The organism is Streptomyces caelestis (assembly GCF_001279005.1).
Lineage (GTDB): Bacteria > Actinomycetota > Actinomycetes > Streptomycetales > Streptomycetaceae > Streptomyces > Streptomyces heliomycini.
Genome location: NZ_LGCN01000276.1, coordinates 102,426 through 125,500, shown reverse-complemented (window position 1 = coordinate 125,500; position 23,075 = coordinate 102,426). Strand labels below are relative to the sequence as shown.

Annotated in this window: 23 protein-coding genes; 21 read left to right on the top strand and 2 right to left on the bottom strand. The window is 70.7% G+C overall.

Translation table 11 applies throughout. The annotated features are described in order from the left end of the window. Positions 1 to 13 precede the first annotated feature (13 nt). The 3 genes from ruvX to ADK41_RS37735 all read left to right on the top strand — a co-directional run bounded on the left by ruvX (position 14) and on the right by ADK41_RS37735 (position 3,139). On the top strand, positions 14 to 478 hold the full coding sequence (gene ruvX, locus ADK41_RS37745; protein WP_051843445.1) for a Holliday junction resolvase RuvX: 465 nt from the start codon (positions 14 to 16) through the stop codon (positions 476 to 478). A gap of 127 nt (positions 479 to 605) precedes the next feature. After that, on the top strand, positions 606 to 2,309 hold the full coding sequence (gene mltG, locus ADK41_RS37740) for an endolytic transglycosylase MltG (protein WP_051843441.1): 1,704 nt from the start codon (positions 606 to 608) through the stop codon (positions 2,307 to 2,309). After that, positions 2,285 to 3,139: a shikimate dehydrogenase gene (locus tag ADK41_RS37735; RefSeq protein WP_234318976.1), complete on the top strand. Its 855-nt coding sequence runs from the start codon at positions 2,285 to 2,287 to the stop codon at positions 3,137 to 3,139. The genes mltG and ADK41_RS37735 overlap by 25 nt, the downstream gene beginning before the upstream one ends. A gap of 77 nt (positions 3,140 to 3,216) precedes the next feature. On the opposite strand, the gene ADK41_RS41930 is transcribed toward ADK41_RS37735, so the two are convergent. After that, the gene (locus ADK41_RS41930) at positions 3,217 to 3,663 is read right to left on the bottom strand and encodes a hypothetical protein (RefSeq protein WP_158717703.1); all 447 of its coding nucleotides are present in this window, start codon (positions 3,661 to 3,663) and stop codon (positions 3,217 to 3,219) included. A 421-nt stretch (positions 3,664 to 4,084) separates the two neighbouring features. Here ADK41_RS41930 and aroC point away from each other — a divergent pair, with 421 nt between their 5' ends. The 7 genes from aroC (at position 4,085) to nusB (ending at position 10,491) form a co-directional block, all read left to right on the top strand. Then, positions 4,085 to 5,269: a chorismate synthase gene (gene aroC / locus ADK41_RS37730; protein ID WP_030832538.1), complete on the top strand. Its 1,185-nt coding sequence runs from the start codon at positions 4,085 to 4,087 to the stop codon at positions 5,267 to 5,269. Further along, complete coding sequence (locus ADK41_RS37725; protein WP_030832540.1) at positions 5,266 to 5,781, top strand: shikimate kinase; 516 nt, start codon at positions 5,266 to 5,268, stop codon at positions 5,779 to 5,781. Before aroC ends, ADK41_RS37725 begins: the two co-directional genes overlap by 4 nt. Continuing rightward, a complete protein-coding gene (aroB, locus tag ADK41_RS37720) occupies positions 5,778 to 6,872 on the top strand; it encodes a 3-dehydroquinate synthase (RefSeq protein ID WP_030832542.1) in 1,095 nt (364 codons plus the stop codon). Before ADK41_RS37725 ends, aroB begins: the two co-directional genes overlap by 4 nt. A 127-nt stretch (positions 6,873 to 6,999) precedes the next feature. Continuing rightward, a complete protein-coding gene (locus ADK41_RS37715; protein ID WP_078945760.1) occupies positions 7,000 to 7,857 on the top strand; it encodes a Pro-rich N-terminal domain-containing protein in 858 nt (285 codons plus the stop codon). A 456-nt stretch (positions 7,858 to 8,313) separates the two neighbouring features. Then, positions 8,314 to 9,420 (top strand): aminopeptidase P family protein, encoded by a 1,107-nt coding sequence (locus tag ADK41_RS37710; RefSeq protein WP_030832820.1) that lies wholly within the window; start codon positions 8,314 to 8,316, stop codon positions 9,418 to 9,420. 70 nt (positions 9,421 to 9,490) lie between these two features. Then, the gene (efp, locus tag ADK41_RS37705; protein ID WP_006131211.1) at positions 9,491 to 10,057 is read left to right on the top strand and encodes an elongation factor P; all 567 of its coding nucleotides are present in this window, start codon (positions 9,491 to 9,493) and stop codon (positions 10,055 to 10,057) included. A gap of 2 nt (positions 10,058 to 10,059) precedes the next feature. Next, positions 10,060 to 10,491 carry a transcription antitermination factor NusB gene (nusB, locus tag ADK41_RS37700; RefSeq protein ID WP_030832816.1) on the top strand — a complete coding sequence of 144 codons (432 nt, stop codon included), beginning with the start codon at positions 10,060 to 10,062 and terminating at the stop codon, positions 10,489 to 10,491. Between the two features lie 242 nt (positions 10,492 to 10,733). Here the strand turns inward: nusB and bldD are convergent, their stop codons facing one another. Beyond that, positions 10,734 to 11,237 (bottom strand): transcriptional regulator BldD, encoded by a 504-nt coding sequence (gene bldD / locus ADK41_RS37695; protein WP_030832813.1) that lies wholly within the window; start codon positions 11,235 to 11,237, stop codon positions 10,734 to 10,736. 264 nt (positions 11,238 to 11,501) lie between these two features. Here bldD and pyrR point away from each other — a divergent pair, with 264 nt between their 5' ends. The 11 genes from pyrR to rpoZ all read left to right on the top strand — a co-directional run bounded on the left by pyrR (position 11,502) and on the right by rpoZ (position 23,043). Beyond that, positions 11,502 to 12,068 carry a bifunctional pyr operon transcriptional regulator/uracil phosphoribosyltransferase PyrR gene (gene pyrR / locus ADK41_RS37690; protein WP_030832810.1) on the top strand — a complete coding sequence of 189 codons (567 nt, stop codon included), beginning with the start codon at positions 11,502 to 11,504 and terminating at the stop codon, positions 12,066 to 12,068. A gap of 103 nt (positions 12,069 to 12,171) precedes the next feature. After that, positions 12,172 to 13,203, top strand: a complete 1,032-nt coding sequence (locus ADK41_RS37685) for an aspartate carbamoyltransferase catalytic subunit (protein ID WP_051843451.1) — start codon at positions 12,172 to 12,174, stop codon at positions 13,201 to 13,203. A 5-nt stretch (positions 13,204 to 13,208) separates the two neighbouring features. Next, complete coding sequence (locus tag ADK41_RS37680) at positions 13,209 to 14,495, top strand: dihydroorotase (protein WP_030832805.1); 1,287 nt, start codon at positions 13,209 to 13,211, stop codon at positions 14,493 to 14,495. After that, complete coding sequence (locus ADK41_RS37675; RefSeq protein ID WP_030832803.1) at positions 14,492 to 15,052, top strand: hypothetical protein; 561 nt, start codon at positions 14,492 to 14,494, stop codon at positions 15,050 to 15,052. The genes ADK41_RS37680 and ADK41_RS37675 overlap by 4 nt, the downstream gene beginning before the upstream one ends. After that, the gene (gene carA / locus ADK41_RS37670; protein ID WP_030832801.1) at positions 15,049 to 16,206 is read left to right on the top strand and encodes a glutamine-hydrolyzing carbamoyl-phosphate synthase small subunit; all 1,158 of its coding nucleotides are present in this window, start codon (positions 15,049 to 15,051) and stop codon (positions 16,204 to 16,206) included. Before ADK41_RS37675 ends, carA begins: the two co-directional genes overlap by 4 nt. Next, positions 16,199 to 19,507, top strand: a complete 3,309-nt coding sequence (carB, locus tag ADK41_RS37665) for a carbamoyl-phosphate synthase large subunit (RefSeq protein WP_030832799.1) — start codon at positions 16,199 to 16,201, stop codon at positions 19,505 to 19,507. Before carA ends, carB begins: the two co-directional genes overlap by 8 nt. A gap of 54 nt (positions 19,508 to 19,561) precedes the next feature. Further along, complete coding sequence (locus ADK41_RS37660) at positions 19,562 to 20,668, top strand: quinone-dependent dihydroorotate dehydrogenase (protein ID WP_030832796.1); 1,107 nt, start codon at positions 19,562 to 19,564, stop codon at positions 20,666 to 20,668. Beyond that, positions 20,665 to 21,510 (top strand): orotidine-5'-phosphate decarboxylase, encoded by an 846-nt coding sequence (pyrF, locus tag ADK41_RS37655; protein WP_030832793.1) that lies wholly within the window; start codon positions 20,665 to 20,667, stop codon positions 21,508 to 21,510. The genes ADK41_RS37660 and pyrF overlap by 4 nt, the downstream gene beginning before the upstream one ends. Before the next feature lie 256 nt (positions 21,511 to 21,766). Beyond that, complete coding sequence (locus ADK41_RS37650) at positions 21,767 to 22,090, top strand: integration host factor (protein ID WP_003977346.1); 324 nt, start codon at positions 21,767 to 21,769, stop codon at positions 22,088 to 22,090. Between the two features lie 60 nt (positions 22,091 to 22,150). Continuing rightward, positions 22,151 to 22,708: a guanylate kinase gene (gene gmk / locus ADK41_RS37645; protein ID WP_030832790.1), complete on the top strand. Its 558-nt coding sequence runs from the start codon at positions 22,151 to 22,153 to the stop codon at positions 22,706 to 22,708. Between the two features lie 62 nt (positions 22,709 to 22,770). Continuing rightward, the gene (gene rpoZ / locus ADK41_RS37640) at positions 22,771 to 23,043 is read left to right on the top strand and encodes a DNA-directed RNA polymerase subunit omega (protein ID WP_004933985.1); all 273 of its coding nucleotides are present in this window, start codon (positions 22,771 to 22,773) and stop codon (positions 23,041 to 23,043) included. Positions 23,044 to 23,075: the final 32 nt, after the last annotated feature.

Genomic DNA, 23,075 nt, shown 5'->3' with positions numbered 1-23,075 from the left:
GGACGGCCCGGCGATGCGCCGCGGCCGCCGCCTCGCGATCGACGTCGGGGACGCCCGCATCGGGGTCGCCTCGTGCGACCCCGACGGGATCCTCGCCACCCCGGTCGAGACCGTCCCCGGCCGGGACGTCCCCGCCGCCCACCGCAGGCTGCGGCAGCTCGTCGAGGAGTACGAGCCGGTCGAGGTCGTCGTCGGTCTCCCTCGCTCCCTCAAGGGGGGAGAGGGCCCGGCCGCGGCCAAGGTCAGGGGCTTCGCGCAGGAGCTGGCCCGTGGCATCGCGCCCGTTCCGGTGCGCCTGGTCGACGAGCGGATGACCACGGTCACGGCGAGCCAGGGGCTGCGCGCCTCCGGCGTCAGGTCCAAGAAGGGCCGCTCGGTCATCGACCAGGCCGCCGCCGTGATCATCCTCCAGCAGGCGCTGGAATCCGAACGGGTGTCAGGCAGACCACCCGGTGAGGGCGTCGAAGTGGTCATCTGATCGCGGTACGGTAACGTTCCGCGCGATGCGGTCGGTGTTCGAACAGCCGCCGCACAGAGAGAGGCGGTACGGGAGCCGTGGTCTTCAGGTGGCCGCGCGCCCACCGCCTCGCGGCTCTAGGGGATCGATGACTGAGTATGGCCGGGGCCAGGGCTCCGAACCGTGGCGTCCGGACGACCCGTTGTACGGGGACGGCGGATGGGGCGGACAGCAGACCCAGCAGGGTCAGCAGTCCCCCTACGGCGACCGGCCACAGCACTATCCGCAGGAGCCGCAGACGCACCAGCAGTACGGCGACTGGGGCGCCGGGGAGCAGCACGGATACGGCGGGCAGCAGCACCCGCAGTACGACCAGCAGCAGCCCCCGCAGTACGACCAGCAGCAACAGCCCCAGTACGACCAGCAGCAGTACGCCCCTCAGCAGCAACAGCCGCAGTACGACCAGAACGGCTGGCCCACGGGCTCCTACCCGCAGGACCCCTACGCCGCCGACCCGACGGACCCGTACGCGCAGCAGGCCGGGACGTACGGCGGGGAGCAGCCCGACCACTACGGCACGCCCGACGCCTACCCGCCGCCCGAGCCCCCCGGCCGCCGCACCGAACCCGAGCCGCAGACGGACTGGGACCCGGGCCCCGACCAGGGCGAACACGCTTTCTTCGCGGGCGGTGGCGACGACGATGACGCGGCCGGCGACGAGCCGGACGACCGGAGCGGGCGCAGCGAGCGCCGGGGCCGGGGCGGCAAGGAGAAGAAACGGCGCAGCGGCCTGGCCTGCCTCGTCGTGGTCGTGGTCTTCGGCGGCGGCCTCGCCGGTGTGAGCTACTTCGGCTACCAGTTCTACCAGGATCGTTTCGGCAGCGCCCCGGACTTCGCGGGGGCGGGCAACGGCGAGCAGGTGACCGTCGTCATCCCCAAGGGTTCCCTCGGGTACGCCATCGGCCAGGAGCTCAAGAAGATGGGCGTGGTCAAGAGCGTCGACGCCTTCGTCGCGGCCCAGTCGGCCAACCCGCAGGGCAAGACCATCCAGGACGGCGTCTACACGCTGCAGAAGGAGATGTCGGCGGCGAGCGCGGTCGAGCTGATGCTCAGCCCGAAGAGCCGCAACAACCTGATCATCGCCGAGGGCAAGCGCAATGCCGACATCTACGAGCTCATCGATGACCGCCTTGAGCTGGAGAAGGGCACCACGGCCAAGGTCGCCGAGACCGAGTGGAAGACCCTCGGCCTGCCCGACTGGGCCGTGAACCACGAGGACGTCAAGGATCCGCTGGAGGGCTTCCTCTTCCCGTCCAGCTACGGCGTGTCCAAGGGACAGAAGCCCGAGGACGTCCTCAAACGCATGGTCGCGCAGGCCACCGAGACCTACGAGGAACTCGGCGTGGAGGAGAAGGCCGAGAGTCTCGGCCTGGAGAATCCGTGGCAACTGGTCACCGTCGCCAGCCTGGTCCAGGCCGAGGGCACCAGTCACAGTGACTTCCGCCAGATGGCGGAGGTCATCTACAACCGCCTCAAAACCGGCAATACTGAGACCAACGGCATGCTGGAGTTCGACTCCACGTACAACTACATCAAGAACCAGAGCAAGATCGACCTGACTATCGCGGAGCTCAGGAACTACGACAACCCGTACAACACGTACTTCTACAAAGGGCTGCCGCCCGGACCGATCAGCAACCCCGGTGAGGACGCCGTCAAGGGCGCGCTCGACCCGACGGGTGACGGCTGGTACTACTTCATCTCGATGGACGGCAAGACCAGCAAGTTCACCAAGACCTACACCGAGCACGAGAAGTTGGTTGAGCAGTGGGAAGCTTCGAAGAAGAACTGACTGCCCCGGGTCGCCGGGCGGCCGTGCTCGGCTCCCCGATCGCCCACTCCCTCTCCCCGGTGCTGCACCGTGCCGCGTACGCGGAACTGGGGCTGAGGGACTGGACGTACGACCGCTTCGAGGTCGACGAGACGTCCCTGCCCGGTTTCTTCGACACGCTCGGCACCGAGTGGGCGGGACTGTCGCTGACCATGCCGCTGAAGCGGGCGGTGATCCCGCTGCTCGACTCGGTCAGCGAGACCGCGGCCTCGGTCGAGGCGGTCAACACGGTCGTCCTCACACCGGACGGCCGCCGGACCGGCGACAACACCGACATCCCCGGAATGGTCGCCGCCCTGCGCGAGCACGGCATCGACAAGGTGGAGTCCGCCGCCATCATCGGCGCGGGCGCCACCGCCTCCTCCGCGCTGGCCGCACTGGCCCGGATCTGCTCGGGCGAGGTCACCGTATACGTCCGCAGCGAGGCCCGTGCGACGGAGATGCGCCAGTGGGCCGAGCGGCTCGACGTCGCGGTGCGCATCGCCGCCTGGGACGACGTCGAGCAGGCGCTGCACGCCCCGCTGGTCGTCAGCACCACCCCGGCCGGCGTCACGGACGCCCTCGCCGGGGCCGTCCCGGAGCGCCCGGCCGCCCTCTTCGACGTGCTCTACGACCCGTGGCCGACGGTTCTCGCCGCCCGCTGGTCGGCGTACGGGGGCGCCGTGGTCAGCGGGCTGGACCTGCTGGTGCACCAGGCGGTGCTCCAGGTGGAGCAGATGACGGGGCGTTCACCGGCCCCGCTCGTTGCCATGCGCAAAGCTGGATCGGATGCCTTGGGCGTTCAGTCGTGATATTTGCATGCTTAGAGTGAACGACTGGGGCCCCACCGTCAGCGGTGGGGCCCCAGTCGAGGTCAGCCGGGCGGAGGTCAGCCGCACCAGCCCAGACTGCTGGTGTACTCGGATGTCTGAGGAACTCCGCTACCGGTCCACCAGCGCGTCATGCCCCAATACTGCACGCACTTGCCAGTAGCGCGCAGACGCACCGGCCCCGCATAGTAATTGTAGTTTCCAGTGTCCTTGACCCAGGATCCCCCCTCGACGCGCAGCCCGGCGCCGACCGGGTTGTGGACCTGTTCGCCGGTTACCACAGTCACTACGCAGTTGTAACCCGTGGACGCGTTGTACAGGAGATAGACGATGGCCTGAGGTCCATCGGTAGTGAACACCCAGCCCATTTCCTTGGAGGACTGAATGTAGTAGCCAGACCCGCAAACGGAGACCGGGTTGCTCGCGGCCTGAGCCGAAGAGGAGAAGGTAAAAGCGAGTCCGAACGCTGCAAGAATGACGGCAAAGGACTTGACGAATTTGCGCATAATGTATCAACTGTCCGATAGGCTGTGTAAGTTGAGTCGAGATTACTGATCATGCGTGCGGCGTAGAAGCCCTTTTTGAGGCACTCGACTGACTTGAAGTGATCAGGTCACGGGTTGATTGCGTGGCGTTCAGTGTGGACCTATGGGCGTGTCTCCGTTGCCGGGCAAGAGCCAGATCCTTGGGGCCGTGGCGGGATTCCGGCCCGGCACGGCTGCAGACCGCGGTGCTCACTGTGATCTTTCCTGCCCCGCAGGCGCGTCTGTGTACGTCCGCCAAGTGGACCGCGGGCCGGGTTGAGACTGCGAACGTGGGAGGATCGGAAGTGGCGGACCGGGGCCGCGCACCCCCGTCACGCCACAGCCGTACACGAGGAGACGTGTACGCAGGGCAGTACCGGGGCGCGAGCATGGAGGAGCACCGTTGAGCAGGTTGCGCTGGCTGACCGCTGGGGAGTCGCACGGTCCCGCACTCGTCGCGACGCTGGAGGGCCTTCCCGCCGGCGTGCCGATCACCACGGACATGGTGGCGGACCACCTCGCGAGGCGGCGGCTGGGCTACGGTCGCGGCGCCCGGATGAAGTTCGAGCGCGACGAGGTCACCTTCCTCGGCGGCGTCCGGCACGGTCTGACCCTCGGCTCCCCGGTCGCGGTCATGGTGGGCAACACCGAGTGGCCGAAGTGGGAGCAGGTCATGGCGGCCGACCCGGTCGACCCCGAGGTGCTGGCCGGCCTGGCGCGCAACGCCCCGCTGACCCGCCCCCGCCCCGGCCACGCCGACCTGGCCGGCATGCAGAAGTACGGCTTCGACGAGGCCCGGCCGATCCTGGAGCGCGCCTCCGCCCGCGAGACCGCCGCCCGTGTGGCACTGGGCGCGGTGGCACGGTCGTACCTGAAGGAGACGGCCGGCGTCGAGATCGTCAGCCACGTCGTCGAGCTGGCCGCGGCCAAGGCGCCGTACGGCGTGTACCCGACCCCCGCCGACGTGGAGCGGCTGGACGAGGACCCGGTGCGCTGCCTGGACGCGGACGCCTCGAAGGCGATGGTCGCCGAGATCGACCAGGCCCACAAGGACGGCGACACCCTCGGCGGCGTGGTCGAGGTGCTGGCGTACGGCGTCCCGGTCGGCCTCGGCTCCCACGTGCACTGGGACCGCCGCCTGGACGCGCGCCTGGCCGCCGCCCTCATGGGCATCCAGGCGATCAAGGGCGTCGAGGTCGGCGACGGCTTCGACCTCGCCCGCGTGCCCGGCTCCAAGGCGCACGACGAGATCCTCGCCACCGACCAGGGCATCAAGCGCGCCTCCGGCCGCTCCGGCGGCACCGAGGGCGGACTGACCACCGGTGAGCTGCTGCGGGTACGCGCGGCGATGAAGCCCATCGCGACCGTGCCGCGGGCGCTGAAGACCGTGGACGTCGTCACCGGCGAGGAAACCGCCGCCCACCACCAGCGCTCCGACGTGTGCGCCGTGCCGGCCGCCGGCATCGTCGCCGAGGCGATGGTCGCCCTGGTCCTCGCGGACGCGGTCGCGGAGAAGTTCGGCGGTGACAGCGTCACCGAGACCCGCCGCAACGTGACGTCGTACCTCGAGAACCTGGCCATCCGATGAGCTCACCGGTCATCGTGCTGGTCGGCCCGATGGGCGTGGGCAAGTCCACCGTGGGGCGGCTGCTGGCCGAGCGCCTGGGCGTCGCCTACCGCGACACCGACGACGACATCGTCACCGCCGAGGGCCGGACCGTCGCCGACATCTTCGTCGACGAGGGCGAGCCCGCCTTCCGCGCCATCGAGAAGCGCGCGGTGCGCACCGCGCTCACCGAGCACGAGGGCGTCCTGGCGCTCGGCGGCGGCGCGATCCTCGATGCCGACACGCGCGCGCTGCTCGCGGGCCTGCCGGTCGTCTACCTGTCGATGGACGTCGAGGAAGCGGTCAGGCGCACCGGTCTGGGCGCCGCCCGCCCGCTCCTCGCGGTCAACCCGCGCAAGCAGTGGCGCGAACTGATGGAAGCCCGTCGGCACCTGTACGAGGAGGCCGCCACGGCCGTCGTGCCGACCGATGGCCGCACACCCGAGGAAGTCACCGAGGCAGCCCTGAACGCACTGGAGTTGAAGGACGTATGAGCAGCGAGGCAGTGACGCGGATCCGCATCGGCGGCACGGCGGGCACCGACCCCTACGAGGTCCTGGTGGGCCGCCGGCTCCTGGGCGAACTCGGCGGGCTGGTCGGGGAGAAGGCCAAGCGGGTCGCGGTCGTGCACCCCGAGGCGCTCGCCGAGACCGGCGACGCCCTCCGCGCCGACCTGGCCGACCAGGGCTACGAGGCGATCGCCATCCAGGTGCCCAACGCGGAGGAGGCCAAGACCGCAGAGGTCGCCGCCTACTGCTGGAAGGCGCTGGGCCAGTCCGGCTTCACCCGCACCGACGTCATCGTCGGCGTGGGCGGCGGCGCCACGACGGACCTGGCCGGCTTCGTGGCCGCGACCTGGCTGCGCGGGGTCCGCTGGATCGCCCTCCCGACCACGGTGCTCGCCATGGTGGACGCGGCCGTGGGCGGCAAGACCGGCATCAACACGGCCGAGGGCAAGAACCTGGTGGGCGCCTTCCACCCGCCCGCGGGCGTGCTGTGCGACCTGGCCGCTCTGGACTCCCTCCCGGTCAACGACTACGTCTCCGGACTCGCCGAGGTCATCAAGGCCGGTTTCATCGCCGACCCGGTGATCCTGGACCTCATCGAGTCCGACCCCCAGGCCGCCCGTACCCCGTCGGGCCCGCACACCGCGGAACTGATCGAGCGCTCCATCCGGGTCAAGGCGGACGTCGTCTCCTCCGACCTGAAGGAGTCGGGTCTCCGCGAGATCCTGAACTACGGTCACACCCTCGCCCACGCCATCGAGAAGAACGAGCGCTACAAGTGGCGCCACGGCGCGGCGGTCTCCGTCGGCATGCACTTCGCCGCCGAACTGGGCCGCCTCGCGGGCCGCCTGGACGACGCCACCGCGGACCGCCACCGCACGATCCTCGAATCGGTCGGCCTCCCCCTGCACTACCGCTACGACCAGTGGCCCAAGTTGCTGGAGACCATGAAGGTCGACAAGAAGTCCCGCGGCGACCTGCTGCGCTTCATCGTCCTCGACGGCCTCGCCAAGCCCACGGTGTTCGAAGGCCCGGACCCCGCCGTGCTGCTCGCCGCGTACGGCGAGGTCGGGGAGTAGGACCCCGGGCACTCGTCACCGCCCCCGGCCGTTCACACAACGACGGCAGGGGGCGGTACCGTTCGGTAGCACGCGGGTCCCCCCGCTGTCAGCGCCCCATCGCCTGTACGAGACGGAGTGGCACCGGATGCAGCACGCAGTGGGTTCTCCGCTGCCGCCGCCCCATCAGCCGGGGCACGGACCGGCCGTCGGCTGGTCACCGGCCGCACACCACCCGGGTCGGCACCCGGGCCCCGCCCCAGCGCCCGTGCCTCCTCCGGCACCGGGCCACCCCGCGCCCCCGCCCGGCCCCACCCCGCCCCCCGCGGGGCCGCGGCACGCCTCGATGCCCCCGCCGCCGGACACCACCGGCCACGTACCGCTGCCGCCCGGCGCCCCGGTCGCCATGCCCAGCCCGCCGCAGGCCCCCGCCGCACCCGACCCGGCCGGCACGATCCTCGCGGTGCTGCTCATAGGCCCCGCGGGCGCCGGCAAGACGAGCGTGGCCAAGTACTGGGCGGACCACCGCCGCGTGCCGACCGCCCACATCAGCCTCGACGACGTACGCGAGTGGGTCCGCTCCGGGTTCGCCGACCCGCAGTCCGGGTGGAACGACCACTCGGAGGCGCAGTACCGCCTGGCCCGCCGCACCTGCGGATTCGCGGCGCGCAACTTCCTCGCCAACGGGATCTCGTGCATCCTCGACGACGCGGTCTTCCCCGACCGGCCCGTCGTCGGCCTCGGCGGCTGGAAGCGGCACGTGGGCCCCGGCCTGTTGCCGGTCGTCCTCCTCCCGGGCCTGGACATCGTCCTGGAGCGCAACGCCGAACGCTCCGGCAACCGCCGTCTCACCGATGAGGAGGTGGCCCGCATCCACGGCCGTATGGCCGGCTGGTACGGCTCGGGTCTCCCCATCATCGACAACTCCCAGCTGGACGTACCGGAAACGGCCCGCATCCTGGACGACGTCCTGGCCCGCGCGATAGCGAGCCCCCCGCAGTGGTGAACGCGGGACCCCGGTAGCCGCCGTCGTCGCAACGGCCCGGCGTCGGTGGTGCCCGGCCGGGCTGTCACTCGCCCGCGTTGCCGGGGGTGCCTCCCCCGGAGGGGGTAACCTCCAGCGCCCACCCGTGCCGCCCTGGGGTACCGCCCAGGCCCTTGAGGCACCGGGGGAGGCACGACTGTCCGCGGCTGGGGCGGCGCGGCACGACGTGCTCGCAGCCGGGTAGGACGCTCCCGCAGGCGCCGATGCACAGGAGTGGGGTGTGGTGGTGCGGCGGAGGCCGCCGCCCACCCGGTCCCCGCGTGCGGTACTGGACAGCGCCGGACGGGCCCGACTGCTGCGGCCTCGCCGCACCACCGCACCCCCGACCCCACGACGTGACCGAACGCGCCCCCTCCCGCACCCCCACTCGGCCCCGCTCGACCGGCGACATCCGGCCACCGCTCCTACGCTCGAAGAATGTCAGAGGTCTACGCGGTCCGCCGGACGCGGCTACGGGAATGCTGCAACGCGGGCGGCAGCGCGGCGGCGCTGGTGTCCCGGCCCGCGAACGTGCGCTACCTCGCCGGCGCCGCCCCCGAGGGCGCCGTGCTGCTGTTGGGCGGAACCGAGGACCTGCTGGTGTGCGCCGGCCCACCCGACGACCGCTCACCGCAGAGCCGCCCCGACGACTCGCTGCGCGTGCACGTCGTACCCCGCGGCGGCGGCGACGCCGCCGTCGCGGCCGCCGACCTCGCGGCCGGCCAGGGCGTCGACTCCCTCGCCGTCGAGGAGCACCACCTCACCGTGACCCGCCACCGCGCGATCCGCGACGTCGCCCCCCGCCTCCGCCTCGCCGGCGTCGGCTGCGCGGTCGAGCAGCTCCGCATCGTCAAGGACGAGGAGGAGATCTCCTGCCTCCGCATCGGCGCGGAGATCACCGACCAGGCCCTCGGCGAACTCCTGGAGTCCATCCTCGTCGGCCGCACCGAACGCCACCTCGCCCTGGAACTCGAGCGCCGCCTGGTCGACCACGGCGCCGACGGTCCCGCCTTCCCCACCTCCGTGGCCACCGGCCCGAACGCCGGCCGTCCAGGCCACCGTCCCACCGACCGCCGCGTCGAGGAGGGCGACTTCCTCTCCGTCTGCCTCGGCGCCACCTATCGCGGCTACCGCTGCGAGATCGGCCGTACGTTCGTCATCGGCACGGCCCCCGCGGACTGGCAGATCGAGCTGTACGAGCTCGTCTTCTCCGCCCAGCGGGCCGGCCGGGAGTCCCTGGTACCCGGCGCCGCCTGCCGTGACGTGGACCGCGCGGCACGCCACGTCCTGGATTCCGCCGGGTACGCCGAGGCGCTCCCCGAGCTCACCGGTCACGGTGTGGGACTCGAAATCGACGAGGACCCTCAATTGACCCCCTCGGCCATGGGTAAACTGGACGCTTGTGTGCCGGTCACCGTCGAACCGGGGGTCCACCTCCCGGGCCGGGGCGGAGTCCGGATCGATGACACGCTCGTCGTACGCCCCGAGGCGGACGGCGGACCCGAGCTACTCACCATCACGACCAAGGAGCTGCTCGCGCTCTAGCCCTGAGCTGGGCGCGGGCGCACGCCCCGGCCGTCGTCCACGTCAGTCCAGTCCAGGAGATTCCGCAACCGTGGCTTCCACGAACGACCTCAAGAACGGCATGGTGCTCAAGCTCGAAGGCGGCCAGCTCTGGTCCGTCGTCGAGTTCCAGCACGTCAAGCCCGGCAAGGGCCCGGCCTTCGTGCGCACCAAGCTCAAGAACGTGCTTTCCGGCAAGGTCGTCGACAAGACCTTCAACGCCGGCGTCAAGGTCGAAACGGCCACCGTCGACAAGCGCGACATGCAGTTCTCCTACATGGACGGCGACTACTTCGTCTTCATGGACATGGAGACCTACGACCAGCTCATGGTCGACCGCAAGGCCGTCGGCGACGCCGCCAACTTCCTCGTCGAGGGCTTCACCGCCACCGTCGCCCAGCACGAGGGCGAGGTGCTCTTCGTCGAGCTCCCGGCCGCCGTCGAGCTGACGATCCAGGAGACCGAGCCGGGCGTCCAGGGCGACCGCTCCACCGGCGGCACCAAGCCGGCCACGCTGGAGACCGGCCACCAGATCCAGGTCCCGCTCTTCATCACCACCGGTGAGAAGATCAAGGTCGACACCCGTACCAGCGACTACCTCGGCCGGGTGAACAGCTAACCGTGGCTGCCCGCAACACGGCCCGCAAACGCGCCTTCCAGATCATCTTCGAGGGCGACCAGCGCGGCGCCGAGGTCCTGACCGTCCTCGCCGACTGGGTCCGGCACGCCCGGTCCGACACCCGGCAGCCGCCGGTGAGCGAGTACACGATGCAGCTCGTCGAGGGCTACGCGGAGCACGCGAAGCGCATCGACGAGCTGCTCGCCCAGTACTCGGTCGGCTGGACGCTCGACCGGATGCCGGTCGTCGACCGCAGCATCCTTCGTCTCGGCGCCTATGAGCTGATCTGGGTCGACGAGACCCCGGACGCGGTCGTCCTCGACGAGATGGTGCAGTTGGCGAAGGAGTTCTCGACGGACGAGTCGCCTTCCTTCGTGAACGGGCTTCTGGGTCGGCTCAAGGAGCTGAAGCCGTCGCTTCGCCGCGAAGCGTAAGTGGTCCGGCGTTCTCGCACCGGTGCGCCGTAGGGGCGCGACCGGGGGAGGCGGTCGCGGGCTGTCCGTGGCCGGTCGCGCCCACGCGGCGGAGCCGCATGCGGACACAGCTCCGCGCCCCTGACGGCGTCGCCCCGCACCGCGTGAAAAGCCGCTCACTCCGTAGAAAAACCGCCGGGGTGGCCGGAACCCTCATGGTTCCGGCCACCCCGGCGGCACGTTTCTGCGTACCCGCGGAGCGGTTACGCCTCCTCGTGCGCGGCCACCGCGCGGCGGGCGTCCGCGTCCAGGACGCCCCAGTTGATCAGCTGCTCGGTGAGGACCGAGGGCGACTGGTCGTAGATGACGGCGAGGGTGCGCAGGTCGTCCTGGCGGATCGAGAGCACCTTGCCGTTGTAGTCACCGCGCTGCGACTGGATCGTCGCCGCGTACCGCTGCAGCGGGCCTGCCTTCTCGGCCGGCACCGTGGCCAGCCGCTCCAGGTCCAGGACCAGCTTCGGCGGCGGCTCGGCGGCGCCGCCCGGGGTCGTACCGGGCAGCAGCTCCTGCACCGGGACACCGTAGAAGTCCGCCAGCTCCGCGAGGCGCTGCACGGTCACGGCGCGGTCGCCGCGCTCGTACGAACCGACCACGACCGCCTTCCAGCGGCCCTGGGACTTCTCCTCGACACCGTGGAGGGAAAGGCCCTGCTGGGTGCGGATCGCCCGGAGCTTGGCCCCGAGCTGTTTGGCGTATTCGCTGGACATATAGCTCCCCGGCACTGTGTCGACGCGGCTCTGGCTGATTTCCATGCCGCGCGGCTGGTAACTCACTGTGAGGTTACGCAGCGTTACTCTCGTGCGTCAAGCCGAATGGTCCACACCGACTCTTCCGTGGTAGCGAGGATCGGCTACGCCATTGGAGTGATCGGGGGTGTCGCTCCGCGCGGATCCCGACCTGCTAGCCTGAGTGACGCAATCCGACGTCCTTTAAGGTCCGTCCCGTGAGGCGGAGAAGGAGGTCCGTTTCACATGGACACGCAGAACACACAGTCCGATGCGCGGCCCGTTCTCGAAGGCCCCGACATCGCGCGGGTGCTGACCCGCATCGCCCACGAGATCGTCGAACGCGCCAAGGGCGCCGACGACGTGGTGCTCCTCGGCATCCCGACCCGAGGCGTCTTCCTCGCCCAGCGGCTCGCCGCCAAGCTCGAGCAGATCACCGAGCGCAAGGTCCCGGTCGGCTCGCTGGACATCACCATGTACCGCGACGACCTGCGCATGCACCCGCCGCGTGCGCTGGCCCGCACCGAGATCCCCGGTGACGGCATCGACGGCCGGCTGGTCGTCCTCGTCGACGACGTGCTCTTCTCCGGCCGCACCATCCGCGCCGCCCTCGACGCGCTGAACGACATCGGGCGCCCCCGCGCGGTGCAGCTCGCCGTCCTCGTCGACCGCGGCCACCGCGAACTGCCCATCCGCGCCGACTACGTCGGCAAGAACCTTCCCACGTCGCTGCGGGAGACGGTCAAGGTCCTGCTCGCCGAGGAGGACGGTCGCGACACCGTGCTGCTCGGCGCCAAGCGGACCTCCCAGTAGCACCGCGGAGCGCACGCCGACGGCGTGCGCCGGCCCGGCACGCCCACGCGCGTACCCGTCTGCCCGATTTCGCCACATTGAACTGCCTTACGGAGCCTGACAGATGCAGCGTCATCTCATCTCGGCCGCCGACCTCACCCGCGACGACGCCGTCCTGATCCTCGACACCGCCGAGGAGATGGCCCGGGTCGCCGACCGGCCGATCAAGAAACTCCCGACCCTGCGCGGCCGGACCGTGGTCAACCTCTTCTTCGAGGACTCCACCCGCACCCGGATCTCCTTCGAGGCCGCGGAGAAGCGTCTCTCCGCGGACGTCATCAACTTCACCGCCAAGGGCTCCAGCGTCTCCAAGGGCGAGTCCCTGAAGGACACCGCCCAGACCCTGGAGGCCATGGGCGTCGACGCCGTGGTCATCCGGCACGGCGCCTCCGGGGCCCCGTACCGGCTGGCCACCTCCGGCTGGATCGACGCCCACGTCATCAACGCGGGCGACGGCACCCACCAGCACCCCACCCAGGCCCTCCTCGACGCCTTCACCATGCGGCGCCGGCTGGTCGGCCGGGACGCCGGGCTCGGACAGGACCTCTCCGGCCGGCGCATCACGATCGTCGGCGACGTCCTGCACAGCAGGGTCGCCCGGTCCAACGTCGACCTGCTGCACACCCTCGGCGCCGAGGTCACCCTCGTCGCCCCGCCGACCCTGCTGCCGGTCGGCGTCGACACCTGGCCCTGCGAGGTGTCGTACGCCCTCGACTCGACGCTGACCAAGTCCGACGCGGTGATGATGCTGCGCGTCCAGCGCGAGCGGATGAACGCCGCGTTCTTCCCCACCGAGCGGGAGTACTCGCGCCGCTACGGCCTCGACGGCGACCGCATGGCGCGGATGCCCGAGCACGCCATCGTGATGCACCCCGGCCCGATGGTCCGCGGCATGGAGATCACCGCCGAGGTCGCGGACTCCGACCGCTGCACCGTGATCGAGCAGGTCGCCAACGGCGTCTCCATCCGGATGGCCGTCCTGTACCTGCTCCTCGGCGGCAACGAACCCGCCCTCGCCCACCCGTCGCCCACCACCGCCCTGACGACGAGGCGCTTCGCGCCCACCGCCGAACTCCGCACCACCGAGGAGAAGTAAGAACCATGAGCAAGATCCTGATCCGCGGTGCGAAGGTGCTCGGCGGCGAGCAGCAGGACGTCCTGATCGACGGCGAAACGATCACCCAGGTCGGCGCCGGCCTGTCCGCCGACGGCGCCGAGGTCGTCGAAGCCGACGGCAAGATCCTCCTGCCCGGCCTGGTCGACCTGCACACCCACCTGCGCGAGCCCGGCCGCGAGGACTCCGAGACCGTCCTGACCGGCACCCGCGCGGCGGCGAGCGGCGGCTACACCAGCGTCTTCGCCATGGCCAACACCTTCCCGGTCGCCGACACCGCCGGCGTCGTCGAGCAGGTCTGGCGGCTCGGCCAGGAGTCCGGCTACTGCGACGTGCAGCCCATCGGCGCCGTCACCGTCGGTCTGGAGGGGCAGAAGCTCGCCGAACTGGGCGCCATGCACGAGTCCGCGGCCGGCGTCACCGTCTTCTCCGACGACGGCAAGTGCGTCCACGACGCCGTGATCATGCGCCGCGCCCTGGAGTACGTGAAGGCATTCGACGGCGTCGTCGCCCAGCACGCGCAGGAGCCCCGCCTCACCGAGGGCGCCCAGATGAACGAGGGCGTCGTCTCCGCCGAGCTGGGGCTCGGCGGCTGGCCGGCCGTCGCCGAGGAGTCGATCATCGCGCGGGACGTGCTGCTCGCCGAGCACGTCGGCTCCCGCGTCCACATCTGCCACCTGTCGACGGCGGGCAGCGTCGAGATCGTCCGCTGGGCCAAGTCCCGCGGCATCCGCGTCACCGCCGAGGTCACCCCGCACCACCTGCTCCTCACCGACGAGCTGGTCCGGTCGTACGACCCGGTCTACAAGGTCAACCCGCCGCTGCGCACCGAGCGCGACGTCATGGCGCTGCGCGAGGCGCTCGCCGACGGCACGATCGACATCGTCGCCACCGACCACGCCCCGCACCCGCACGAGGACAAGGACTGCGAGTGGGCCGCAGCCGCCATGGGCATGGTCGGCCTGGAGACCGCGCTGTCGGTGGTCCAGGAGACCATGGTCGACACGGGTCTGCTGGACTGGGCCGGCGTCGCCGACCGCATGTCCTTCACGCCCGCGCGCATCGGACGGGCCGAGGGCCACGGCCGTCCCGTCTCGGCAGGTGAGCCCGCCAACCTCACCCTCGTCGACTCGGCATACCGTGGTCCCGTGGACCCCGCGGGCTTCGCCTCGCGCAGCCGCAACACCCCGTACGAGGGCCGCGAGCTGCCGGGCCGTGTCACGCACACGTGGCTCCGGGGCAAGGCCACGCTCGTCGACGGGAAGCTCACGTGACACCTGTACTCCTGCTGGCCGCCGAGAAGGAATCGGCGGAAGTGACCGACTGGGCCGCCCGGATCGGCTGGGTCGTCGGACTCGCCCTCTTCGTGGCGCTCGTCTACTGGCTGATGCGCGAGGGCTGGAAGTGGCGCGGCACGCTCCAGGGAGACCTGCCCGAGCTGCCTGGCGCGCCGGACGACCCCGGCCCGGCGAGACTGACGATGAGCGGCCGTTACCACGGCTCCACCACCGCCGGTCAGTGGCTCGACCGCATCGTGGCGCACGGTCTGGGCACCCGCAGCCGGGCCGAGCTCACGCTCACCGACGCCGGACTGGACGTCGTGCGCCCCGGGGCGAACGACTTCTTCGTCCCGGCGGACGCGCTGCGCGGGGCCCGGCTCGACAAGGGCATCGCCGGCAAGGTCCTCACCGAGGGCGGTCTGCTCGTCGTGACCTGGGCGCACGGCGAGCGGCAGATCGACTCCGGCTTCCGCTCCGACCACGCGGCCGAGCACAACGAATGGGCCGAGGCACTGAACCAGATGATCGACAAGACGGAAGGCGCACGATGACAACCTCCACCAGGGGGACCACCAGGGTTCCCGCCGTACTCGTTCTGGAGGACGGCCGGATCTTCCGCGGCCGTGCCTACGGGGCGGTGGGGGAGACCTTCGGCGAAGCGGTGTTCTCCACCGGCATGACCGGCTACCAGGAGACCCTCACCGACCCGTCGTACCACCGTCAGGTCGTGGTGATGACGGCCCCGCACGTCGGCAACACCGGCGTCAACGACGAGGACATGGAGTCCAGGAGGATCTGGGTCTCCGGCTACGTCGTGCGCGACCCCGCGCGCGTGCCCTCCAGCTGGCGCTCGACACGCACGCTGGACGAGGAGCTCGCCGCGCAGGGCGTCGTCGGCGTCAGCGGCGTCGACACCCGCGCCCTCACCCGGCACCTGCGCGAGCGCGGCGCCATGCGCGTCGGCATCTTCAGCGGCGACGCCGTGCGCGACGACGCGGCCCTGCTCGCCCGCGTCCGGGAGGCGCCCGAGATGAAGGGCTCCGACCTCTCCGCCGAGGTCGCCACCACCGAGCCGTACGTCGTCCCCGCGATCGGCGAGAAGAAGTTCACCGTCGCCGCCGTCGACCTCGGCATCAAGGGCATGACCCCGCAGCGCATGGCCGAACGCGGCATCGAGGTGCACGTCCTGCCGGCCACGGCGACCGTGGACGACGTCTACGCCGTGAACCCGGACGGCGTGTTCTTCTCCAACGGCCCCGGCGACCCCGCCACCGCCGACCACCCGGTCGCCCTGATGCGGGCGGTCCTGGAGCGCGGCACCCCGCTGTTCGGCATCTGCTTCGGCAACCAGATCCTGGGCCGCGCCCTCGGCTTCGGCACCTACAAGCTGAAGTACGGCCACCGCGGCATCAACCAGCCGGTGCAGGACCGCACGACCGGCAAGGTCGAGGTCACCGCGCACAACCACGGCTTCGCCGTCGACGCCCCGCTCGACAAGGTCTCCGACACCCCGTTCGGCCGCGCCGAGGTGTCCCACGTCTGTCTGAACGACAACGTGGTGGAGGGCCTCCAGCTGCTCGACAAGCCGGCCTTCAGCGTCCAGTACCACCCCGAAGCGGCGGCGGGCCCGCACGACGCCGCCTACCTGTTCGACCGCTTCACGTCTTTGATGAGCACCGTCCCGATGGAGGGCCAGCGTGCCTAAGCGCACCGATATCCAGTCCGTCCTGGTCATCGGCTCCGGCCCGATCGTCATCGGCCAGGCCGCCGAGTTCGACTACTCCGGCACCCAGGCCTGCCGCGTCCTCAAGGCCGAGGGCCTCAGGGTCGTCCTCGTGAACTCCAACCCGGCGACGATCATGACCGACCCGGAGATCGCCGACGCCACCTACGTCGAGCCGATCACCCCCGAGTTCGTCGAGAAGATCATCGCCAAGGAGCGGCCCGACGCGCTCCTGCCCACCCTGGGCGGCCAGACGGCCCTCAACACCGCGATCTCCCTGCACGGCAACGGCGTCCTGGAGAAGTACGGCGTCGAGCTCATCGGCGCCAACGTCGAGGCCATCAACAAGGGCGAGGACCGCGACCTGTTCAAGGAGGTCGTGGAGGAGGTCCGCAGGAAGACCGGCCACGGCGAGTCCGCCCGGTCCTACATCTGCCACACCATGGACGACGTCCTCAAGGGCGTCGAGGAACTCGGCGGCTACCCGGTCGTCGTCCGTCCCTCCTTCACCATGGGCGGCGCCGGCTCCGGCTTCGCGCACGACGAGGAGGAGCTGCGCCGCATCGCCGGGCAGGGCCTCACCCTCTCGCCGACCACCGAGGTCCTCCTGGAGGAGTCCATCCTCGGCTGGAAGGAGTACGAGCTGGAGCTGATGCGCGACAAGAACGACAACGTCGTGGTCGTCTGCTCCATCGAGAACTTCGACCCCATGGGCGTGCACACCGGCGACTCGATCACCGTCGCGCCCGCGATGACGCTGACCGACCGCGAGTACCAGGTGCTGCGCGACGTCGGCATCGCGATCATCCGCGAGGTCGGCGTCGACACCGGCGGCTGCAACATCCAGTTCGCGGTCGACCCCGAGGACGGCCGGGTCATCGTCATCGAGATGAACCCGCGCGTGTCGCGCTCCTCGGCGCTCGCCTCCAAGGCGACCGGCTTCCCGATCGCCAAGATCGCCGCCAAGCTGGCCGTCGGCTACACCCTGGACGAGATCCCGAACGACATCACGCAGGAGACCCCGGCCTCCTTCGAGCCGACGCTCGACTACGTGGTCGTGAAGGCTCCCCGGTTCGCCTTCGAGAAGTTCCCGAGCGCGGACTCCACCCTCACGACCACCATGAAGTCGGTCGGCGAGGCCATGGCCATCGGCCGCAACTTCACCGAGGCCTTCCAGAAGGCGCTGCGCTCGCTGGAGAAGAAGGGCAGCCAGTTCACCTTCGTCGGCGGGCCCGGGGACAAGGAGGAGCTGCTGCGCGAGGCGGTCCGCCCCACCGACGGCCGGATCAACGCGGTCATGGGGGCCATCCGCGCGGGCGCCACCCCCGAGGAGGTCTTCGACGCCACGAAGATCGACCCCTGGTTCGTCGACCAGCTCTTCCTGATCAAGGAGATCGCCGACGAACTGGCCGCCGCCGCCGAGCTGACCCGCGAACTGCTCGCCGAGGCCAAGCGGCACGGCTTCTCCGACCAGCAGATCGCCGAGATCCGGGGCCTGCGCGAGGACGTCGTCCGCGAGGTCCGGCACGCGCTGGGCATCCGCCCGGTCTACAAGACGGTGGACACCTGCGCCGCCGAGTTCGCCGCGAGGACGCCGTACTTCTACTCCTCCTACGACGAGGAGACCGAGGTCGCCCCCCGCGAGAAGCCCGCGGTGATCATCCTGGGCTCCGGTCCGAACCGCATCGGCCAGGGCATCGAGTTCGACTACTCCTGCGTCCACGCCTCCTTCGCGCTTCATGACGCCGGCTACGAGACCGTGATGGTCAACTGCAACCCGGAGACCGTCTCCACCGACTACGACACCTCCGACCGGCTCTACTTCGAGCCGCTCACCCTGGAGGACGTCCTGGAGATCGTCCACGCCGAGCAGCAGGCCGGACCGGTCGCGGGCGTGATCGTCCAGCTCGGCGGCCAGACCCCGCTCGGTCTGTCGCAGGCGCTGAAGGACAACGGCGTGCCGATCGTCGGCACCTCCCCGGAGGCCATCCACGCCGCCGAGGACCGCGGCGCCTTCGGCCGGGTCCTCAAGGAGGCCGGCCTGCCGGCCCCCAAGCACGGCACCGCCACCACCTTCGCCGAGGCCAAGGCCATCGCCGACGAGATCGGCTACCCGGTCCTCGTCCGCCCGTCCTACGTGCTCGGCGGACGCGGCATGGAGATCGTCTACGACGAGACCCGGCTGGAGTCCTACATCGCCGAGTCGACCGAGATCAGCCCCTCCCGGCCGGTGCTCGTCGACCGCTTCCTGGACGACGCCATAGAGATCGACGTGGACGCCCTGTACGACGGCGAGGAGCTCTACCTCGGCGGCGTCATGGAGCACATCGAGGAGGCCGGCATCCACTCCGGCGACTCGGCGTGCGCCCTGCCCCCGATCACCCTGGGCGGCTTCGACATCAAGCGGCTGCGCGCCTCCACGGAGGCCATCGCGCGGGGTGTCGGCGTGCGCGGCCTGATCAACATCCAGTTCGCGCTCTCCGGGGACATCCTCTACGTCCTGGAGGCCAACCCGCGCGCCTCGCGCACCGTGCCCTTCACCTCGAAGGCGACCGCGGTGCCGCTGGCGAAGGCCGCCGCGCGGATCTCGCTGGGCGCCACCGTCGCCGAGCTGCGCGCCGAAGGGCTGCTCCCGGCGAACGGCGACGGCGGCGAGCTGCCGCTGGACGCGCCGATCTCCGTCAAGGAGGCCGTGCTGCCGTGGTCCCGCTTCCGGGACATCCACGGCCGCGGCGTCGACACCGTCCTCGGCCCGGAGATGCGTTCCACCGGCGAGGTCATGGGCATCGACTCCGTCTTCGGCACGGCGTACGCCAAGTCGCAGGCGGGCGCCTACGGCCCGCTGCCGACCAAGGGGCGCGCGTTCATCTCGGTCGCCAACCGCGACAAGCGCTCGATGATCTTCCCCGCGCGGGAGCTGGTGGCGCACGGCTTCGAGCTGCTCGCCACCTCCGGCACCGCCGAGGTCCTCAAGCGCAACGGCATCAACGCCACCGTGGTGCGCAAGCAGTCCGAGGGCACCGGCCCGAACGGCGAGAAGACCATCGTCCAGCTCATCCACGACGGCGAGGTCGACCTCATCGTCAACACCCCGTACGGCACCGGCGGCCGCCTCGACGGCTACGACATCCGTACGGCGGCGGTGGCCCGGTCGGTGCCCTGCCTGACGACGGTCCAGGCGCTCGCCGCCGCCGTCCAGGGCATCGACGCGCTCAACCGCGGCGACGTGGGCGTCCGCTCACTGCAGGAACACGCGGAGCATCTGACCGCGGCCCGCGCCTAGCAGCAGCCCCCGGGGGGACACCGGAAACGGTGTCCCCCTCTTCATGAGGACATCATGTACAAGATTCTCTTCACCCTGCTCTTCCAGCGGATGGACCCGGAGCAGGCCCACCACCTGGCCTTCCGCTGGATCCGTCGTGTCGCGCGCGTCCCCGGCCTGCGCACCTTCGTCGCCGCCGCGCTCGCCCCCCGCCACAAGGAGCTGCGCACCGAGGCGCTCGGGCTGCGTCTGCACAGCCCCTTCGGCCTCGCCGCCGGCTTCGACAAGAACGCCGTCGGGATCGACGGCCTGGCGATGCTCGGCTTCGACCACGTCGAGATCGGCACGGTGACCGGGGAACCGCAGCCCGGCAACCCCAAGAAGCGGCTGTTCCGCCTGGTCGCGGACCGGGCGCTGATCAACCGCATGGGCTTCAACAACGAGGGCTCGCTCGCCGTCGCGGCACGCCTGGCCTCCCGCACGCCCGTCTTCAGGACGGTCGTCGGCGTCAACATCGGCAAGACCAAGGCCGTCCCCGAGGACGAGGCCGTCGCCGACTACGTGAAGTCCGCCGAGCGGCTGGCGCCGTACGCCGACTACCTGGTCGTCAACGTCTCCTCCCCGAACACGCCCGGACTGCGCGACCTCCAGGCCGTGGACCACCTGCGCCCGCTGCTCGCCGCCGTCCGCGAGGCCGCCGACCGGTCCGCCCCGGCCCGCCGGGTGCCGCTGCTGGTGAAGATCGCCCCCGACCTCGCCGACGAGGACGTCGACGCGGTCGCCGACCTCGCCGTGGAACTCGGCCTGGACGGGATCATCGCCACCAACACCACCATCGCGCGCGAGGGACTCGGCCTGACGTCCCCGCCCGCCCTCGTCCAGGAGACCGGCGGCCTCTCCGGCGCCCCCCTCAAGGCACGCTCCCTGGACGTGCTGCGCCGCCTCTACGCGCGCGTGGGCGACCGGATCACCCTGGTCGGCGTCGGCGGCGTCGAGAACGCCGAGGACGCCTGGCAGCGCATCCTGGCCGGCGCCACCCTGGTCCAGGGCTACAGCGCCTTCGTCTACGAAGGCCCCTTCTGGGGCCGCGCCATGCACAAGGGGCTCGCCGCGCGGCTGCGCACCAGCCCGTACGCCACGCTCGCCGACGCGGTGGGCGCCGACGTGAGGACGACGGCATGACCGGTCTGGAACCCTTCGGCGCGCGGCTGCGCCGCGCGATGGACGAACGGGGCCCGCTGTGCGTGGGCATCGACCCGCACGCCTCCCTGCTCGCCGAGTGGGGCCTGAGCGACGACGTCACGGGCCTGGAGCGGTTCAGCCGCACGGTCGTGGAGGCGGTCGCCGACCGGGTCGCCGTGCTCAAGCCGCAGAGCGCCTTCTTCGAGCGCTTCGGCTCGCGCGGGGTCGCCGTGCTGGAGACGACGGTGCGCGAGGCGCGGGAGGCCGGCGCGCTGGTCGTCATGGACGCCAAGCGCGGCGACATCGGCTCCACCATGGCCGCCTACGCCGAGTCCTTCCTGCGCGAGGACGCGCCCCTGTTCTCCGACGCGCTCACCGTCTCGCCGTACCTCGGCTACGGCTCGCTCGGCCCGGCCGTCGCGCTGGCCCGGGAGACCGGCACCGGGCTGTTCGTGCTGGCGCTGACGTCCAACCCGGAGGGCGGCGAGGTGCAGCACGCGATCCGCGCCGACGGGCGCACCGTCGGGGCGACCGTGCTCGGGCACCTGGCCGCCGAGAACGCCGGCGAGGAGCCGCTCGGGTCCTTCGGCGCGGTGGTCGGCGCGACGCTCGGCGACCTCTCCTCGTACGACCTGGACATGGGCGGGCCGATCCTCGCGCCCGGTATCGGCGCGCAGGGCGCCACGGCGGCCGATCTCCCGGCGGTCTTCGGCGGCGCGGTGCGCAACGTCGTGCCGAACGTCAGCCGGGGAGTGTTGCGGCACGGTCCCGACGCGGTCGCTCTGCGTGACGCGGCGGAGCGGTTCGCGGAGGAGATCAGGGCCGCCGTGGCGTCGGTCTGAACCGGCCGACGAGGCGATCCGTGGGCGTCGGACTCTGGATACATCCTCAAATCCAGGGGATTATGTCCTAAATGCCGGTCCTGACAAAGGCTGACCAGGACTTTTCCGCAGTTCTCGCTGACTCCGGCGGAGTTGGCCGCTAGTCTCCGACGGAGAGTGAACGGGCGCGTGTGTTGCTCGTGGCTCCCCTGGTGTGGGGCGACTAGGTTCCTCACCGGTCCGTATCCGACAGTTCGACATCCGAGGTGACGTAGGCGTGGCTCTTCCGCCCCTTACCCCTGAACAGCGCGCAGCCGCGCTCGAAAAGGCCGCCGCGGCTCGCCGGGAGCGGGCCGAGGTCAAGAATCGACTCAAGCACTCCGGCGCCTCTCTTCACGAGGTCATCAAGCAGGGCCAGGAGAACGACGTCATCGGCAAGATGAAGGTCTCCGCCCTGCTGGAGTCCCTGCCGGGCGTGGGCAAGGTCCGCGCCAAGCAGATCATGGAGCGACTGGGCATCTCCGAGAGCCGCCGCGTGCGTGGTCTCGGTTCCAACCAGATCGCCTCCCTGGAGCGCGAGTTCGGCAGCACCGGCTCCTGAGCGCGGGGCGGTCCGGGGCCGGCGTCCCGGGCAACCCGTGATTGCTGGAATAATCGCTGCATGACTGAACGTCCGCGGCTGACCGTGCTCTCCGGCCCCTCCGGGGTCGGCAAGAGCACGGTCGTCGCCCATATGCGCAAGGAACACCCCGGGGTCTGGCTCTCGGTGTCGGCGACGACCCGCAGGCCGCGCCCCGGGGAGCAGCACGGAGTCCACTACTTCTTCGTCACCGACGAGGAGATGGACAAGCTGATCGCCAACGGCGAGCTGCTGGAGTGGGCCGAGTTCGCCGGCAACCGCTACGGCACCCCCCGCGCGGCGGTGCTGGAGCACCTGGAGGCGGGGGTGCCCGTGCTGCTGGAGATCGACCTCCAGGGCGCGCGGCAGGTCCGCGAGTCCATGGCCGAGGCCCAGCTGGTGTTCCTGGCTCCTCCCTCCTGGGAGGAGCTCGTGCGCAGGCTTACGGGCCGGGGCACCGAGTCGCCCGAGGTCATCGAGCGCCGGCTGGAGGCCGCGAGGACCGAACTGGCCGCCGAGCCGGAGTTCGACACCACCCTGGTCAACACCTCCGTCGAGGACGTGGCCCGCGAGCTGCTAGCCTTGACGAACGTCGTGTGATCGTGAGCAGTCGTTCACCGGTCGCGCCGACTGAATCTTTCCCATCCATCGGAAGGTAGAGCGTGTCCTCTTCCATCTCCGCGCCCGAGGGCATCATCAACCCGCCGATCGACGAGCTCCTCGAGGCCACGGACTCGAAGTACAGCCTCGTGATCTACGCGGCCAAGCGGGCCCGCCAGATCAACGCGTACTACTCGCAGCTCGGCGAGGGCCTGCTCGAGTACGTCGGTCCCCTCGTCGACACCCACGTCCACGAGAAGCCGCTCTCGATCGCCCTGCGCGAGATCAACGCGGGACTGCTGACCTCCGAGGCCGTCGAAGGCCCCGGTCAGTAAGCGGTCGGTACGTCGTACCAGCTGTTCGCAGC